Annotated in this window: 11 protein-coding genes; 6 read left to right on the top strand and 5 right to left on the bottom strand. The window is 70.7% G+C overall.

Annotated elements, in window-relative coordinates:
- Positions 1-55 precede the first annotated feature (55 nt).
- On the bottom strand, positions 56-931 hold the full coding sequence (locus tag OZ403_RS23625; RefSeq protein ID WP_268781808.1) for a hypothetical protein: 876 nt from the start codon (positions 929-931) through the stop codon (positions 56-58).
- A 208-nt stretch (positions 932-1,139) separates the two neighbouring features.
- Here OZ403_RS23625 and OZ403_RS23620 point away from each other — a divergent pair, with 208 nt between their 5' ends.
- The gene (locus tag OZ403_RS23620) at positions 1,140-1,505 is read left to right on the top strand and encodes a TIGR02266 family protein (RefSeq protein ID WP_237077360.1); all 366 of its coding nucleotides are present in this window, start codon (positions 1,140-1,142) and stop codon (positions 1,503-1,505) included.
- 27 nt (positions 1,506-1,532) lie between these two features.
- Here OZ403_RS23620 and OZ403_RS23615 read toward each other — a convergent pair whose 3' ends face one another.
- The 4 genes from OZ403_RS23615 to OZ403_RS23600 form a co-directional block, all read right to left on the bottom strand.
- The gene (locus tag OZ403_RS23615) at positions 1,533-1,934 is read right to left on the bottom strand and encodes a GNAT family N-acetyltransferase (RefSeq protein WP_237077359.1); all 402 of its coding nucleotides are present in this window, start codon (positions 1,932-1,934) and stop codon (positions 1,533-1,535) included.
- A gap of 208 nt (positions 1,935-2,142) precedes the next feature.
- Positions 2,143-3,201, bottom strand: coding sequence for an alpha-ketoacid dehydrogenase subunit beta (locus tag OZ403_RS23610; RefSeq protein WP_140793283.1), 1,059 nt, complete (start codon positions 3,199-3,201; stop codon positions 2,143-2,145).
- A 3-nt stretch (positions 3,202-3,204) separates the two neighbouring features.
- Positions 3,205-4,215, bottom strand: coding sequence for a thiamine pyrophosphate-dependent dehydrogenase E1 component subunit alpha (locus tag OZ403_RS23605; protein ID WP_140793281.1), 1,011 nt, complete (start codon positions 4,213-4,215; stop codon positions 3,205-3,207).
- Positions 4,216-4,340: 125 nt separating this feature from the next.
- Entirely contained in the window at positions 4,341-5,450 is a 1,110-nt protein-coding gene (locus tag OZ403_RS23600) for a M50 family metallopeptidase (RefSeq protein ID WP_237079782.1), read from the bottom strand.
- 264 nt (positions 5,451-5,714) lie between these two features.
- Between OZ403_RS23600 and OZ403_RS23595 the strand changes: the two genes are divergently transcribed.
- Genes OZ403_RS23595 through OZ403_RS23575 form a run of 5 tightly spaced genes read left to right on the top strand, consistent with a single transcriptional unit; the run spans position 5,715 to position 14,506 of the window.
- Positions 5,715-7,490, top strand: a complete 1,776-nt coding sequence (locus OZ403_RS23595) for a PP2C family protein-serine/threonine phosphatase (RefSeq protein ID WP_268781807.1) — start codon at positions 5,715-5,717, stop codon at positions 7,488-7,490.
- Positions 7,491-7,513: 23 nt separating this feature from the next.
- Positions 7,514-10,030, top strand: a complete 2,517-nt coding sequence (locus OZ403_RS23590) for a tetratricopeptide repeat protein (RefSeq protein WP_268781806.1) — start codon at positions 7,514-7,516, stop codon at positions 10,028-10,030.
- On the top strand, positions 10,027-10,947 hold the full coding sequence (locus OZ403_RS23585; protein ID WP_268781805.1) for a PhnD/SsuA/transferrin family substrate-binding protein: 921 nt from the start codon (positions 10,027-10,029) through the stop codon (positions 10,945-10,947). The genes OZ403_RS23590 and OZ403_RS23585 overlap by 4 nt, the downstream gene beginning before the upstream one ends.
- 22 nt (positions 10,948-10,969) lie before the next feature.
- Positions 10,970-13,744: a TonB-dependent receptor plug domain-containing protein gene (locus OZ403_RS23580; RefSeq protein ID WP_140855735.1), complete on the top strand. Its 2,775-nt coding sequence runs from the start codon at positions 10,970-10,972 to the stop codon at positions 13,742-13,744.
- Between the two features lie 3 nt (positions 13,745-13,747).
- Entirely contained in the window at positions 13,748-14,506 is a 759-nt protein-coding gene (locus OZ403_RS23575; protein ID WP_268781804.1) for a hypothetical protein, read from the top strand.
- Positions 14,507-14,565 lie beyond the last annotated feature (59 nt).

The raw sequence follows: 14,565 nt of genomic DNA, 5'->3' as shown, positions 1-14,565 counted from the left end.
TCCGCCTCCGAAGCCTCGTCTGCCTGGCCGCCCGCCACAGCGACCGGCCTGCTGTCTAGGGGACGCAAGCCCCCACGCCTGGGTTGCTATCCAACGCCCGGCAGCTGCCCGTAGAGCAAGCGGGCGTGCCACCGGGCTGACAGAGCGGACGGCAGGTGAGGCCGCCTCCCGCATTCACACACGCGCTTCCCGGCGCGCATTGATTGCTGAAGTCGCACGACTGCCCCTCCGTCCGATTGCCGCTGCCCGCGCACAGTGGACCGGACGTGGACGGGTAGCAGCTGAGTGGAGCATCGCAGTCCTCGCCAAAGGGGTTGCACGCCGTGGACGGCGGGCCGCAGACCAGCGGCAGCTCGTCGGTGCCTTCCAGGCGGAGCACGGTGTTGCACTCGCTCGCGTTCCCACATTGGGTCGTGGCATGGCACAGGCGCTGGCAGGTGAAGCCACTTCCTGCGCCGTCAGGTGCCTCGCGGCAGAACAATCCCTGCCGGCAGGTGTCGTAGGCCAGGCCCCCGTCACTGGGAGCCAGCGTGCAGGGCGCGCCTTCGTCCGCGGTGCCCGGGGCCACGCAGCGCCGCTGGGTGACGCCATTCTCCATCGCATACGTGCAGCGCTGGCCCTGGGCGCAGTCCTGGGCCACCACGTCGCACTCCGCTTCGAAGCAGCGGCTGCCGGTGCCGCCGTCCGCCAGGTCCGCGAAGTAGCAGTCCTGGCCGTCGGCACAGCCCTCCTGCCGCGCCACGTTGCAGGCGAAGTCCCGCCCGCCGCCGCCCGCGTCCGTCCCGCCACCGTCCACGGTGGGCGTTCCGCCTCCATCCGTGCCCGCGTCCCCCTGGCCGCCAGAGCCCGGCCCGTTGCCGCCGTTGCAGGCGGCGGCCCAGAGGGCCAAAGCCAGGGTTCCAGTCAACACATAGAGGCGGTCCACACGCATTCCAGAGCTCTCCCGGGGAAGTCACCGAGGACATAGGCACCCGAATTCGATAGAGGGGGCCCCTTGAATCAGGCGTGGAAAGCAGCGGACACTTGGCGGACGCCCGGGACCTCGAGGTTGGCCCGGCGCGTCACCCTGTGGAACTGTGGGTGTGGGAAGCAGCGTGGTGTTCGCCAGTAGCGTCGAACGTGGGGGCTATCGGGTGCGTATGACAACCAAGACGGCGGATGACATGGAGAACGGGGATCCAGCCGCATACGCGAACCGGCGGGCGGATGAGCGTGTGGCGGCGCGGTTCGAGGTTCGCTTCAACCAGACGCAGGACGCGGCGCGGGCGCTGCGTGCGTATTCCATCAACATCTCCGCGGGCGGCCTGTGCCTGCTGACGCGGAAGTCCTACGACGTGGGCTCCCACGTCCGGCTGTCCATGGCGATTGAAGGCGAGGAGTTCCACCTCACCGGCGTCATCGCCTGGGTGCGCGACGAGGCCGAGGCCATTGGCGTGCGCTTCACGGACCTGAGCGACGAGGACCGGGCCCGGCTTCAGCGTGTGGTGGACAGCATCAAGCGGTAGCAGCCGGGGGCAAGCCCCGGCGCTTCCCTAGCGCTGGGACTCCGTATCGACGTGGCGGAACACGCCCGAGTCGAGTTCGGAGAACCCACACGCGGTGTAGAAGTTGCGCGTCTCCGGCGTCGTCGTCATGGGCGAGACGAGCTGGAGCTGCTTCGCGCTCAGCACCTTGCAGCGCTCCAGAATCTGCCGGATGAGCGCGCGGCCCACGCCGCGGCGGCGCCAGGTCTCCGTCACCACCAACTCGTCGATGGTGGCCACGCGCCCGCGCAGCCGGAGCTGGGGACGGTGGGAGAAGGACACCATGCCCACGGGCCGGTCCTGCGGGTCGCCGGCCACGAAGATTTCAATCTCCGGATGGCTGACGACCCAGTGGACCGTCTGCTGGTCCGTCCCCTGGGGGTAGCCCAGCTCCTTGAGGAGTGACGCCATGGCTTCAGCGTCACCCCGGCGGGCGCGACGAATACGGAAGGCCGGCGCATCGGCACCAGCGACGGGAGTGACTGTCCGGACGATTGGCTGTGACAAAGCCTTCGGAGTCTAACGAATGGGCCGCCATCCCTCCAAAGAGGAATGGCGGCCCGGGGTGCTTCTCCCGTGAGACAAGGGACTCACGAGCAGGGGACTGTGGGTGTCGCTCTTACGGCTGCTCGCCCGCGAGCGAGCGGATGGCGGTGGTGATGTCACCCAACTGCGGCACCGACGCCATCTCCAGCGCGTCCGCCAGGCCGATGCCCGGCAGGAACTTGCCGGCCAGCAGCCGGGGCGGCGCCAGCAGCGAGTAGAACAGCTCCTCCACCGTGCGGCGCACCAGGTGCTCTCCGAAGTTCGTCACCTCGGTGTCCTCGTTGACGAAGAGGACGCGGCCCGTCTTCTGGACGGAGGCCTTGATGAGCTCCCAGTCGTACGGCCACAGCGAGCGCAGGTCGATGACCTCCGCGCTGATGCCGTCCGCGGCCAGCGTCTCCGCGGCCTTCGCGCACAGGGGCAGGGTGCGGCCGTAGCTCACCACGGTGAGCTGCGTGCCCTCGCGCACAATCTTGCCCTTGCCGAAGGGCACCGCGTACGCCTCCAGGCCCGCGGGCCACTGCGGCTTCCACTGGGAGCGGTCTCCCAGCGGCGCGTCGATGAGCTTCGACAGCGCGCGCTCATCATCCGGCTCGCCCGGAATCCGCTCCTCGCCCTTCACGCGCAGGAGCGCCTTGGGCTCCAGGAACATGACGGGGTTCTTCTCCTGGCACGCGGTGATGAGCAGCCCGTACGCGTCCAGCGGCGTGGAGGGCATGACCACCTTCCACCCGGCGATGTGGGTCATCGTCGCGTCGAACGAGTGCGAGTGGTAGATGGACCCGCGGATGCCGCTGCCCACCGGCGTGCGCACCACCATGGGCAGGTTCCAGTCACCGAACGTGGACCAGCTGGTGTTGCCCGCCAGCTTCAGCAGGTCGATGGTGTTGTAGACGTAGTCGCAGAACTGGATCTCCGCCACCGGCCGTCCGCCGGCCATGGCGATGCCCATGGCCGCGCCGATGATGCCGCGCTCGTCCAGGGGAGAGTTCCACGTCGTCTTCAGACCCTGCGTGCAGGTGAAGACGCCGCCCAGGGGGGCGCCCACGTCCTCGCCGAAGATGTCGGTGACGCCCAGGTGCTCCTCGGCGTAGTGCAGGGCCATGCGGATGGCCTGTGCCATGTTCGCCATGGGTTACTTGTCCTCCGCGTAGATGTGCTTCCAGATGGATTCCGGGTCGGGCTGTGGCTCGTCGCGCACCAGTCGGGCGGCGGCGGCCATCTCCTCGGTGTAGTTGTTGCGCAGGGCGTCCATCTGCTCTCGCGTCAGGACGCCGTCCTTCTCCAGCTTCGCCTCGAAGTCCTTGAGGCAGTCGACCTCGTTGCCCACGTAGTTGGCACCGGAGGCGGACGAATGGCCGTAGAGGCGCGACACGTTGGCCTCCAGGAGGAAGGGCTTGCGCTCCGTGCGCACGTAGGCCATGGCCTCGCGCAGCTCGGTGTAGGCCTCCACGGCGTCGTTGCCGTTGATGGTCTTGCTGCGGATGCCAAAGGCCTTGCCGCGGTCGCTGATGCGCTGCTCGCCGTGCTGGCCCTCCGCCGCCGTGGAGATGCCCCACTTGTTGTTGGTGACGATGATGAGGATGGGCAGCGGGTTGGCGGGGCGGCTGCTCCACACCAGGCACGAGGCGAAATCGCCCTCGGCCGTGCCGGCGTCGCCACCGGTGACGATGGTGATGCCGTCACCGCCGTGGCGCTTCTGCACCATGGCCGTGCCCGGGGCGATGGCGTACTGGACCTCGATGGGTGAGGACACCGGCGCCACGTTGTACTTCCGGGCGGAGTAGTGGCCCGCGAAGTTGCGGCCGCCCGAATACGGGTCCGTGGCCGTGTTCTTCATCTGCCGCAGGGAGCCGATGGGCTCCTCACCCAGCGCGAGCAGGGTGCCGGACTGCCGGTAGTGCGCATGCAGATAGTCGAAGTCGGGGCCCTGGCCCTTCTTCATGAGCAGGCCCAGGGAGACGTTGAACGCCTCCTCGCCGGGGCCGCCAATCCAGAAGTATCCATGGCCCTGCTTGTACATCTGGATGAGGCGCTCCTCGAGGACGCGCGTCTTCACCATGAGGTCATGGATGCGGACCAGGAGCTCCCGCTCGAGCGGCGCGGACGCTTCTGAGGATTCTTTGATGAGTCGGGGACGAGACACGCGCGACCTTCCTCTGGCTGGAGGGGACGCCCCTATAACCCGGATGGGTGCCTCCCGCTCAAGGCAGTTGATGGGCCGCCTGCCGGGACGTCAGGCGGAGAGCACCTTCTGGCGCGGCGCGGCAATCAGCGGGGCTCATCCGTGGCAGGAGTCCGCCCGTGCCGCAGCGCGGTAACCCGCTCGGTGAGTGTGGCCTCGCTGGCCGTCCCGGCGTGCTCGGAGATGAGGGCCAGGGTGTCCTCGGACAGTTGCCGGGCGTGCGAGCTGTCCAGCAGCGAGGCCAGCTCCTGGAGCCGCCCGGTGTGCAGCAGCGCCAGCACCAGGGCATGGCCGGTGCGCGGCAGGGGCGCCTGCGTGAAGGCGGATTGGAGGGAGCCCACGGCGAGCTCTGGCAGCCCGCTGTCCAGGAGCATCTCGCCCACCAGGGCCGGGTCGTGAGGGCCCTCCAGGTCATCATCTGCGGCAGCCGCGTCCGGGGGGAGAGGCGTTCCCCGCAGCTCGTCCATCAGCCCCTCGATGGAGATGGCGCCCGCCGGTGCAGTCCGGGGCTTGCGGACGACGCGGGGGGCGGCGAACCGCGGCTCGGCGGGGCGCACTTTCGGCGTCCGGCGGAGCTGCTCGACGTTCATCATTCCCAGCATCATCGCGAACATTCCCAGCCAGACCTGCTTCGACCAGATGGCCAGTCCCAGCACCACCACCGCCGTGGCGATGCCAATGCCAAGCACCACCCGTTCGTGGCGGTAGCCGCTGCGGGCGCGCACCAGGTCCGCCAGCAGATGGCCACCGTCCAGTGGCTGCATGGGCAGCAGGTTGAAGAGCCCCCAGCCGATGTTGACCCACAGGAACTGCCGCACGCCCTGGTCCGCCAGTCCGCCCGGCTCACCCAGCGGAACGAGCTGCGACAGGCCCCAGACGAGCCCGCCCGCCAGGAAGCCGATGCCCGGCCCGGCGAAGCTCACGAAGGCCGACTGCGGGTGAGTGAGGTGCGCGGCGTCGTGGGTCTGGGTGGTGCCGCCCATGCCGTGCAGCTCGATTCGAGCGGGACAGCCGTAGCGGCGGAAGGCCAGCGCATGCCCCAGTTCATGGAGCAGCACGGACACGAAGACGATGCCCACCCACAACGCGAGCCGAGCGGGCTCGGAGATGAGCGTCCAGCCCGTCATCAACGCGACGAGGAAGAAGAGCGGATGGAGCCGGACGGGAAAGCCGGCCACGTGGAAGTGGGGCCGCATGGACATCCGACTGTAACGGGCACACCCGCATCGCGCCCGGTGAAGGGGGAGGGGCGCGGCGTACCCCGGATGAATGACGCGGGGTTCCAATAGGGCCATGACATTGGCATGACATGGCTTCAGTGACATGCCGGCCGTGGCGTCTTCCCCGGCGCGGCGTGGATGTGGGGACAGGGCCTCGCGAAGCACGAGAAGTGAGATAGAGTCTCGAAACACCCCTGTTTCCCTCGCGCTCCCCCAGCGCGTCCCCACCCCGGCCCGCCCTTGTCCAGTACGAATACGCGACTGAAGTCCGCGCCCGCGTCCGACGAGTCCCCGGATGACGCCGCGCTCCCGCCGTCCGAGCGGACAGGCACCCAGGAAGTCACCGGCGCGCGGGAGTCCACCGCCACGCGCCTGACGGGCCCGTTGGGGCTGGCGGAGGGTGGCACCCGCACCCTCATCGCGCCACTGGAGGCGGGCGAGCTGCCCAACGTGGCCCAGATCAAGGGCCTGCGGCTGGACCAGATTCTCCTGCTCACCACCGGCGTCCTGGTGGTGCTCATCGTGGGCTTGCTGGCGGCGCTGTCGGTGGCCTCCACCAAGTCCCAGTTCGAGGAGACGGCGCTCGTCTCCAAGGATCGCATCCAGGAGCAGGCGCGCGAGCTGGGCCAGACGGTGGGGCAGACCATCGCGCTCACCTCCGCCACCAACCTGCGCGACAACAACTACGCCTTCCTCGAAGAGGTGGCGGGCTCCATCGTCAAGACGAACCCCAACATCCTCCGGGTGCAGATTTTCGACCCGGACGGGGTCCGGATGGCGGACAGCGAAGGCGCCAGCGAGGACAAGGAGGACGCCGCGCCGGTCCGCCGCGCCGAGCGCCGGCTGGTGAGCGCCTTCTACCGGGGGCAGCCCATCTCCGAAATCCAGGAGCCCATCGACTACGGCTCCAGCAGCGGCAAGGGGCTGGTCGTCATCAGCTACTCGCTGGGCGGGCTGCAGCAGCAGCTGGCGTCGCTGGAGCAGGACAAGCGCGCCACGGTGCGCGCCACCACGCTGCGCATGCTGGGGCTGGGGCTGGGCTTCGTGGTGCTGGCGGGCGTGCTGGTGGCCTACCAGAGCCGGCGCATCACCCGGCCGCTGGGCATGCTGACCGGCAAGGTGATGCAGCTTGCCGCCGGCAACCTGAGCGCACGGGCGGGAACGGCGCAGGGCGCGGGCCGCGAGGTGGTGACGCTGGGCGTGGTGTTCAACCACATGGCCGAGCGCATCAAGGTGCTGCTGGAGGACGTGCGCGCCAAGGCGCAGCTGGAGCGCGAGGTGTCGCTCGCGCGCACCGTGCAGGAGACGCTGCTGCCGGGGCGCGAGGGCGTGCAGGTGGGGCCGCTGCGCATCGCCGGCCTGGTCGTCACCGCGGATGCGTGCGGCGGCGACTGGTGGTTCCGGGCCGCCCTGGATGACCGGCGCATCGTCATTGGCATTGGCGACGTGACGGGCCACGGCCTGTCCACGTCGCTGGTGGCCACCAGCGCCACCAGTGGCTTCGCCTCGGCGATGACGCTGCGCGAGCCGTCGCAGGTCAACGCGCAGATGCTCATCACCGCCCTCAACGTGACGCTGGCCAACGTGGGCCGCGGTGAGCACCAGATGTCCAGCGCGCTGGCCGTCATCGACGTGTCCAACGGCTACATCGACTACGCGGCGGGCGCGCACCCCAGCCCGCTGGTGTTCAACAAGCGCAGCGGTCAGATTGCATCGCTGCCCGCGCGCGGCCCGCTGCTGGGCGCCTCCGTCGAATCGCAGTTCACCTCGCGCCAGGCCCAGCTGCGGCCAGGGGACGTGGTGGTCTGGTACACGGACGGCCTCACCGAGGCGCGCGACAACGCGGGCAAGCTCTACGGCACCCAGCGTCTGGCCGCCGCGGTCCATGCGCACGCCCACCTGTCCGCGGAGGCGCTGCGTGACGCGGTGCTGGCGGACGCTCGAGCCTTCAGCGCCGGCCAGCCGCAGCGGGACGACATCACCGTCGTCGTGGCCGAGTTCAGCCCCGCCGCCTGACTTCCTTCCGGGACTCCACACGCATGCGACGCTCCCCACGACACCCTCGGTCGCGCCGTCTCACGCCGGCTCTCGCGCTGCTGACCACCCTGTGCGGCCCGCCCGCGCTGGCGCAGTACCGCCCGCCGCCCATGTCCGAATCCCAGCGGCTGGTGCGGGACGGCGAGGCGGCGCAGGTGGCCGCCAGCGCCGCCAGCGCCTCGGGTGACAAGAAGGAGGCCGAGGAGAAGTACCGCAAGGCCCTGGCCCTCTTCGAACAAGCGCTGACCGCCGAGCCTGGCTCCGTGGCCGCCGCCGCCGGCCTGGGCGCCAGCGCCAACGCGCTCAATGACTGGCAGCGCACCGTGGACCGGGTGCAGCCGGTGCTGACGGCGAACCCCTCGGAGCTGGCCCTGGCCTATCCGGTGAGCGTGGCGTACTTCAAGCTGCGCCGCTTCCCGGAGGCCGTGCCGCTGATGGAGCGGGTGGCCACGGCCGACAAGGCCGAACACCTCATCGTTCATTACTACCTGGCCAGCTACTACCTCTACGTCCAGCAGGGAGACGCGGCGGCCACGCGGCTGAAGCGCTACCTGGCGCTGCGTCCGCAGGCACTGGCACCCAACGACTTCCAGATTCACGAGCTGCTGGGCCGCGCCCACGTGCTGCGCGGGGATGCCGCGGCGGCGCGCGCGTCCTTTCAGCAGGCGCAGGCGGGCCGGCCAGAGTCGCCGTCGGTGCAGCTGGGCCTGGCGCAGGTGCTGGAGCTGGAGGGCCGGGTGGGGGAGGCGCGCACGCTGCTGGAGGGCGTCACCACGCGCTTCCCGCAGGCGGGCGATGCGCGCGAGAAGCTGGCCCGCCTGTACCTGGGCGCGGGGGACGTCGCGAAGGCGGACGCGCAGGCCCAGGCGGTGGTGAAGCTGGGCAGCTCGCCCGCCGCGCACCTGCTGCTGGGTGACGTGCGCTTCGCCCAGAAGAACGCGGCCGCCGCGGAGGCGGAGTACCGCAAGGTGCTCCAGCTCCAGCCGGGCCTGGTGCTGGGGCAGATGGCGGTGGGCAAGGCGCTCCAGGCACAGGGCCGGCACGAGGAGGCCATCCAGTTCCTGGAGGGCGCGGTGCGCTCGGGCGCCAACAGCCTGGAGCTGTGGGCCAACCTGGGCTCGGTGAACCGGCGCGCGGGCCGCTTCCAGCGCGCGGTGGAGGTGCACCGGCGCGTGGTGGAGATGGCGCCGCGTCAGGCCCTGGGCTACGTGCTGCTGGGCGCGGACCACTTCGCCACCGGCCAGTGGGACCAGGCCATCGAGGACTACGCCAACGCGCTGCAGGTGGAGCCGGAACACGCCGGGGCGAAGCAGTGGCTGGCCCGGGCCCTGGCGCACCGGGCGCGGGACAGGGCGGGCACGGGACGGCTGGAGGACGCCGTCCGGGACTTGCGCCGCGCGTATGACTTGGACCGGGGCGCGCCCATGGCCCGCCGGCTGGGCGCCGCGCTGCTGGAGACGCGCGCCTACGCGGACGCGCGCAAGGTGATGGAGCAGGGCGTGATGCTGCCCGGCGCCGCGTGGCGTGACAGCCTGCTGCTGGGGTACGCGCGGCTGGCCACGAACGACGCCCAGGCGGCGCTGGAGGCCTTCAACCGCGCGGCCACCCAGACGGAGGAGCCCGACGAACAGGCGGAGGCCTCCGTCGGCGCCGCGCTGGCCGAGGTGGAGCTGGGGCAGGTGGACGCGGCGGTGCAGCGCCTCACCGCGGTGGGCCCGTCGCGCGCCGCGGCGCAGGTGGCGGGCGCCAACCTTCCGCGCGTGCTGGTGCGCCGGGCGCTGGTGCGCCTGGAGGCCGGAGACGCCGACGCCGCCGAGCGGGATTTGGACCTGGTGGACAAGCTGGGCACGGGCAACCGCAAGGAGCTGGTGCGGCTGGCCCAGTTCGTCCGCGGCCTGGCGCGCGCGGAGTCCGGGCGCCACGCGGAGGCGAGCGCGGCCATCGCCAAGGCCCTCGCGTCCACGCAGCCCTGGGCCTGGCCCAACACTCGCGCGCTGGCCACCGCCTTCGTGCTCTACAAGAAGGGGCAGGTGCCCGCCGCGCGCAAGCAGCTGACCGCGGCGGCGAAGAAGCCGATGCCCGGACAACCCAAGTGGCTGACGGCGATGACGGGCGCGCTCCACCGGCGCGAGGCGTCCCAGGCGTACAACGCCGGCAACATGAAGGTGGCGGAGAAGGCCTTCAAGGCCGCGCTCGCCGGCAGCCCGGACGACACGCAGGTGCAGCACAACCTGGCCTGCGTCGACTGGCGCAAGGGCCGCACGACGGACGCCGTGGAGACGTGGCGCCGGTTGGAGTCGAGCGTGCCGGTGGCCGCGCTCAACCTGGGCATCGACGCGCAGGAGCGCCGCAAGGACGCGGGCGAGGCCGTGGAGGCCTGGCGCCGCTACCTGGCCGGCGGCAGCGGCCCGCGCATGGCGCAGGTGCGTGAGTGGAAGGAACGCCTGCAGAGTCTGCACGGCCTGGCCGAGCCCGCCTCGGGCGCGCCCGCGGACGCCACCGTGGAGGAGACCCCATGAAGACGTCACCTCGCTTCCTCCTGGCTGGCCTCGTGCTGGCCTGCACCCTGACGGCCAGCTCCGCGCTCGCGGCGCCGAAGAAGTCCACGTTGGGGGTGTTCCTCGCCACCACGCTCGCGGATGGCCAGGAGCGCTTCGAGTACGCGGAGGCCCTGGCCGCCCGGCTGACGGAGACCCTGGACACGCCCGTGGCCGCCAAGAGCTTCGGCCGCTACGAGGACTTCTCCCGCGCGGTGGCGGGCGGGATGGTGGACTTCGCGGTGGTGGATGCGTGGGCCGCGGTGCAACTGGGCGCGAAGGCGAAGCCGGTGGCCTGGGCCTCACGCGCGGGTGACACGCAGCAGCGCTGGGCCATTGTCGCGTTGCAGCGCGGCGTGGTGAAGGACCTCGCCGGCAAGCGCCTGGCGCACGTGAAGGGCGCGGGCCCGGCGGACCCGAAGTTCGTCACCCACGTCGTGCTCGGTGGCGACCTGGACGCCCAGAAGCACTTCAAGCTGGCCCCCGTGCCGAACGTGGAGTCCGCGCTGAAGATGCTGGAGGCCAAGGGCGCGGAGGCGGCGCTCGTCCCGCTGGCGCACGTGCCCAAGGGCAAGGATGTGCGCGTGCTCTTCCGCAGTGGCCGGGTGCCGGGGGCCGTGCTGGTGGACCTGCGCAACCACGAGGCCGCGCTCACCGGCGCGCTGGGGAAGGTGGGCGCGGTGGCGCCCTTCGATGCCTTCGCGCGGCTCCAGGACAAGGACTTCGACGAGTTCAGCAAGCTCGTCACGCGCGGCCCTCCGCGGCGTCAGCCCGTGCTGGCGGAAGGGGCCGACCTTCACGTGGAGGCCGAGGTGCTGGTGCGCTCGGAGGAACTGGGCCCCGCGCTTCCGTCCTTCGTCGGAGACCTCGCCGTCTCCGCGGAACAGCCGGACGACTGATGCTTTCCCGAGTTTCTAGAGAATGAGAGCCAGCGACTTGGCCCGGCGTGGTCTCTGGGGTAGCTTGAAAATGATGGCGTTGGTGTCCAGTCGTGAAACCGCGTTCCCCCGGACGCAAGCGCTGGCGCCGAGCCCGTCTCCGGATCGTACGTACAGGACCTCGGGTGTCCATGCTCCACCCTTGGATGTGAGAACGATGCACTCGACTGTGTTCGGTGAGCCGCGGCAGGGCGCGGCGAAGGCGGTTGCCGGGCGCCGCGCCCTGCGCGCCGGCCTGCCTCTTTCCATCATGCTGTGCGTGCTGTCCCTCGTCGTCCCTTCGAGCGCGGCAGCGCAGGAGGCCGCGGAGGCGGAGGCTCCCGCCAAGGTGAAGCGCCGGAAGCGGGTGGTGAAGCCCGCGGCCTCCGCGCGTCCCGCCGCGAAGACGGCCAAGAAGTCGAAGAAGCCCGTGAAGCCGCCGCCCGTCGAGGACACGGACGCGGATGACCCGACGGCCGAGCCGGAGATTCCCGTCCTGGGTGGCGGGCCTTCCACGGATGATGCGTCGCCCGCGAGCCCGCCGGCACCCGTGCCCACGCCGCCCACCGCCGCGCCCCTGACGCCGGCCACGCCCCTGACGGCCGAGCCTGCCTCCCCGCGGGCGCTGCCGCCGGTCGGCGCGGACTTCAACCCACCGGACGCGCCGACGAATCTCCCGCCGGCCACCGCGACGCTGCCCGCGCACCAGCCCGCGCCCTCGTCGAACATTCCCATCAGCGCGCCCTTCGCGGAGCCGACCCTGGATCGCCCCTTGCCGCCGCAGTCCGGGCTCGCGGGCCTGGGTGTGGACCCGCTGGACGGCGCCGACGCGCTGGAGGAGTCCGTCAACCGCGTGCTGAGCGAGGCGGTGGTGACCACCGCCGGCAAGCGCAACCAGCGCATCTCCGACGTGCCCCTCACGGTGTCCTGGATTCCGGCCGACGAGCTGGAAGGCACCGGCCAGTTCACGCTGTGCGAGGCCATCCAGTACTTCCCCGGCATGGAGTGCCGCCGGGGCTCCATGCGCAAGGCGGCGGTGAGCGCGCGCGGCCTGGGCTCCAACTACCTGTCCAACCGACTGCTGCTGCTCCAGGACGGCCGTCCGCTGACGGACCCGTGGACGGGTCAGTTCTACGCGGACGAGACCACGCCGCTCACCAACCTCAAGCAGGTGGAGGTCATCCGCGGCCCGGGGTCCTCGCTGTACGGCTCCAACGCCTTCAGCGGCGTCATCAACGTCATCCAGCGCCAGCCGTCGGACCTCATCGAGAAGGGCAAGAACGTGGGCGCCGAGGCCCGGGTGCTGGCGGGCCAGGACCAGACGTGGCGTCTGCATGGCACCGTGGCGGGCCGTGGCGGTCCGGTGGAGGCGCTGCTGGGCTACTACGGCTTCGGCTCGGACGGCCCGCAGCTCTTCAACGACCCGCGCGTGGGCCGGGTGGACACCAACCAGGACTCGCTGGTGCACCAGGTCAACGGCAAGGTGCGCATCGGGCCCTTGGCGCTGGACGCGGACTTCACGGACGCGGAGATTGGCCGCCCGGGTGGCACGCACATCTCCACCGTGGGCAACTGCGGCCGCTGCCACTACACGCCGAACGACTCCGAGTCGGTGCAGAACTTCAACGCGTCCGCGCAGGTGGACCAGCAAGTCACCGACAATCTGCGCCTCTTCGGCCAGGCGTACGGCTTCTTCAAGCGCCGCGACGTGCTGATGGAGAACGCCTTCGGTGGCGACCCCACCCGCGCGCTGGGCAAGCGGCGCCGGCTGGGCGGCGAGGCGCGCGCGCTGTGGACGATGGGCGACCTCAACGTCACCTTCGGTGGTGACTTGAAGGCGGACGCCGTCAACGTGCCCAACGTCCTGCCCGAGCTGAGCATGGACGACACGCGGCAGACCATCCTGGGCGGCTTCGTGGACGCGGAGTACCGCCTCTTCAACCGGCTGGTGTTCGGCGCGGGTGCCCGTTACGACCGCTACCAGATTCCGGAGCGCGTCTGGCAGAACCGCACGGACCAGGTTTCGCCGCGCGCCAGCGTCGTGTTCCACGCGGTGCCGGAGTTGCTGACCCTGCGCACCAACTACGGCCGCGCCTTCCGTGCGCCCACGTTGGCTGAGCTGGCCATCAACCAGCAGATGTACGCGGCCACACTGGTGGGCAACTCCAATCTGCGCGCGGAGACGCTGGACACCATCGAGGCATCGGTGGATTTCTGGCCCTTCGATCGGAGGGTGCGCCTGACGGGTACGGGCTTCTACAATCTGGCGAAGAACTTCATCAACCAGCAGCTCGTCTTCGGCTCCGTGTCGCAGTTCCAGAACCTGGGCGACGCGCGGGTGGCGGGCTTCGAACTGGAAGCGGCCGCGCAGATTCCGTCCATCAACTCGTCCTTCGACATCGCGTACCAGTTCCTCAACGCCAAGGCGCTGCCGTACGACGACGGTCCGCAGTCTCCGCTGGACTACGCGCCGGCCCATCGCATCTACGCGCGTGGCCGTACCAACATCGGCAAGGTCGCCTTCGTGGAGCTGTACGCGCTGCTGGTGGGCTCACGTTATGACCCGGGCTTCGAGGTGGACGAGACGACGGGCCTGCCCACCACCCGTGTGCAGCTGCCCAGCTACGTCACGGCCAGCGCGCGCGTGGGCTTCAACGTCTACGACGGCATCTCCGTGTCGTTCCTCGGCTCCAACCTCTTCAATGCGCAGTACGAGGAATCCCACGGTTTCCCAGCACCGCCCCAGTCGTTCTTCAGCGAAGTCAAGGTTCGATACTAGCCCTTGAGTACCGCCCCCCACCTGGAGGCCGGCGGCCTCCTGTTGATTGCAGACGAGTCGCTTTCTCCGGCGCTGGTGGAGCAGGCGGCTCCCGTCCTCGCACAGGGCGGCATGGCGCTGTGCCAGGGGCCAGGGTCGCCCTCCGGGCCCCGGCGTCTGGTGCTCTTCGACGGGAAGCTGACGCCCGCGCACGCGGAGGCGCTGCGCGGCGAGCCGCCCTCGCTGCTGCTGGCGACACGGGCCTCCGACGGACGTCCCTCCACGTGGGAGGCGCGCTTGTTGGGGGACCTGCTTCGCGGCGCGCCGCTGCTGCCCGCGGGGGCATCGCGGCACCGGCTCCAGTCGGTGGCGGACATCAACGCCACCGGTGAGGCCGCCGCGCGGGCCGTCACGCAGGCGCGGGGTTCGCGCACGGCGGCGGCGCTGGTGGGCGACGTGGTGCATGAGCTGGCGGCCAACGCGATGTGGGACGCGCCGGTGGACGCGCAGGGCCAGCACCGGTACGCGCACCGCCGCTCCGAGGTCCGAGAGGTGGCGCCGGAGGACGCGTGCGAGCTGTCCTACGTGGTGGAAGAGGGCCGCATGTGGTTGGAAGTCGTGGACCGCTTCGGTGGTCTGCGTCCGGGGCCCCTTCGCCCGGGCGCTGGGAGGGTGGGGCGGGCGCGTCCAGGTGGATGCGTCCGGAGGAGGGGCGGGGCTGGGACTGCGGCGCATCCTGGAGCACAGCGATGTGGTGGCCGTCCGTGTGGCCGCTGGCCGTGAGTCACGAGTCCTGTGCGTGGTGGACCTGGGGGAGGCCCGCCGCCGCGCCACACAACCCA

The sequence above is a fragment of the Myxococcus sp. NMCA1 genome (assembly GCF_026810205.1).
Classification (GTDB): domain Bacteria; phylum Myxococcota; class Myxococcia; order Myxococcales; family Myxococcaceae; genus Myxococcus; species Myxococcus xanthus_A.
Note: the sequence above shows the minus strand (reverse complement) of the source record. Positions and strands in the feature narration are given on the sequence as shown.

Excerpts from the sequence above, each read along its gene's own strand:
- OZ403_RS23625 (WP_268781808.1), bottom strand. The coding sequence starts at position 931 with ATGCGTGTGGACCGCCTCTATGTGTTGACTGGAACCCTGGCTTTGGCC.
- OZ403_RS23610 (WP_140793283.1), bottom strand. The coding sequence starts at position 3,201 with ATGGCGAACATGGCACAGGCCATCCGCATGGCCCTGCACTACGCCGAG.
- OZ403_RS23620 (WP_237077360.1), top strand. The coding sequence starts at position 1,140 with ATGACAACCAAGACGGCGGATGACATGGAGAACGGGGATCCAGCCGCA.
- OZ403_RS23585 (WP_268781805.1), top strand. The coding sequence starts at position 10,027 with ATGAAGACGTCACCTCGCTTCCTCCTGGCTGGCCTCGTGCTGGCCTGC.
- OZ403_RS23615 (WP_237077359.1), bottom strand. The coding sequence starts at position 1,934 with ATGGCGTCACTCCTCAAGGAGCTGGGCTACCCCCAGGGGACGGACCAG.
- OZ403_RS23600 (WP_237079782.1), bottom strand. The coding sequence starts at position 5,450 with ATGCGGCCCCACTTCCACGTGGCCGGCTTTCCCGTCCGGCTCCATCCG.
- OZ403_RS23580 (WP_140855735.1), top strand. The coding sequence starts at position 10,970 with ATGAGAGCCAGCGACTTGGCCCGGCGTGGTCTCTGGGGTAGCTTGAAA.
- OZ403_RS23590 (WP_268781806.1), top strand. The coding sequence starts at position 7,514 with ATGCGACGCTCCCCACGACACCCTCGGTCGCGCCGTCTCACGCCGGCT.